This is a genomic window from Methylomonas sp. BG-2 (assembly GCF_057766305.1).
The window spans coordinates 1-1,879 of sequence record NZ_JBYMAP010000423.1 but is presented as its reverse complement, the minus strand read 5'-3'; the positions used below and the strand labels follow the sequence as shown (position 1 = coordinate 1,879).

1 protein-coding gene is annotated in these 1,879 nt (G+C 61.7%); it reads left to right on the top strand.

Features of this window, described 5'->3' with window-relative positions; all coding sequences use genetic code 11:
• Positions 1 to 434: 434 nt before the first annotated feature.
• Positions 435 to 1,879, top strand: a 1,445-nt coding sequence (locus AC3B8H_RS20895; protein WP_488443436.1) for a protein-disulfide reductase DsbD domain-containing protein, incomplete at its 3' end; no start/stop codon positions are given.

Sequence of the window (1,879 nt, the reverse complement as noted above, 5' to 3'; positions counted from 1 at the left end):
TGTTGGAATCATTATTTTTGGTAATCTTGGCTTGCAATTGGGGAGGAGTCCATATACGGTGCCGAGGCTGGCGGCGATGAGGGTGTTGCGCATGGTGACTCCTGGTTAGTGGTCGAATGAATGGGATGCCGATAAGCCCTCAACCGGCAAAACCTGTGCCATGCGCTTGAAATTCGTGCTATCCGGATGGGAAAGGCGGGGTTTGCTGCCACGCAATACCGCAAACCCGGAGTGCCAAACCTAGGTTTGGCACTCCTAATAGGCCGGGTAGCGAATGCGGCCAGATCCCGGGCGTAAATGCTTGTTCAGGACAGTGAACGGCGACGGATTGTTGGTACAGGGTCAGCGACTGTTGACTGACTGCTGAGCCGGCAACAGCGCGTCGTGGTCTCAGGCGTCGAAAACCCCCGGCCATGCCGGACGTAAGCGGCGGCATGAAATCTGCACATGCCCGCTACAGTCACGGCCAGGTCTTCACCGACCGGGCCTATCTCGTACCGGAGTCAATCATCATGTCGGGCATAGCCCAAGCCATCATTGCCATAGCGTTTTGTGTCGGATCGATATCGGCGACCGCTCGCGCCGCGACCACCGCGAAAACCGATCAAGTCGAGGTCGAGTTGCTGGCTTCGGCGGAGGCGGTGCGGCCCGGCGATCGGATCTGGATCGGCATCCACCAGAACATCATTCCGCATTGGCATACCTATTGGAAAAATCCGGGCGATTCCGGTTTGCCGACCCGCATTCAATACCAACTGCCGCCGGGCGCGAACGTCGGCGAGATTGAATGGCCGACGCCGGAAAAATTCGTATTGGGACCGGTAGTCAATTACGGCTACCAGGACCAGGTCACCTTGCTGTCGCCGTTGACGATCGCCGAAACCACGCCGGTTGGCTTGCCATTGCGGATAACGGCCGAAGTCAACTGGTTGGTATGCGAGGAAATCTGCATTCCTCAGCAGGCCAGCCTGACGATGGAACTGCCGGTGGTGGATAAAACCAGCGCGGTCGGGGCCGAACATCCGTTGGTCGCGGCGATGAGGACGGCTTGGCCGCGACCGGCACCGTGGCCGGCCGAATTGATCGCCGCCGGCGACCGCGCCCAACTGCGCTTGGCCAATGCGCAGGTATTGGCCGGTCAAAAGCTGGAGTTCTATCCGGACGCTTGGGGCCCGGTCGCGCATGGCGCCGAGCAAACGAAGTCTCTGGACGGCGACGGCGTATCGCTTAGCCTGCATCCCGGCGACCAGGCCCTGGCCGCCGGCCAAAACCTATCGGGCTTGCTGGTGGTCGGGGCGGGCGGCGATCGGCGTGGATATGCGGTCCGGGCACCCTGGCCGGCGGGCGTGATGGCCGCCACGGCGCCGGCATCGGCGCAAACCGCCGCGGCTCCGTTGGCGCCTGCCGGCAATGAATCAAGCGGCGATGCCGTTGATTTGCCGCTGGCATTGCTGCTGGCACTGGCCGGCGGCTTGATTCTGAATTTGATGCCTTGCGTGTTTCCGGTGCTGTCGTTGAAAGCCTTGGCGCTGGTGGAACAAGCCGCGCAAGAACGCCGCATTGCCCGCTTGCACGGTTGGACCTATCTGGCCGGCGTGGTCGTCAGTTTTCTTGCGTTGGCCGGCATGCTGACGGCCGTCAAAACCGCCGGGTCAGAGATCGGCTGGGGCTTTCAATTTCAGTCGCCGTGGTTCGTGCTGCCGGTTAGCCGCTTGCTGGACGGCGCCGACGCGGCGGCGATTTGGATAGGCTTTGCCGGTCTGGCTTTGGCCTGGAGTTCCATGCAGGATTCGGCGCTGTCCGGCGCGGAGCAATGGCGCTACTTAACAACCCAGCCCGGCATTCGCCGTTGGGAAAGTGGCGTGGATTTGGCTGTCCT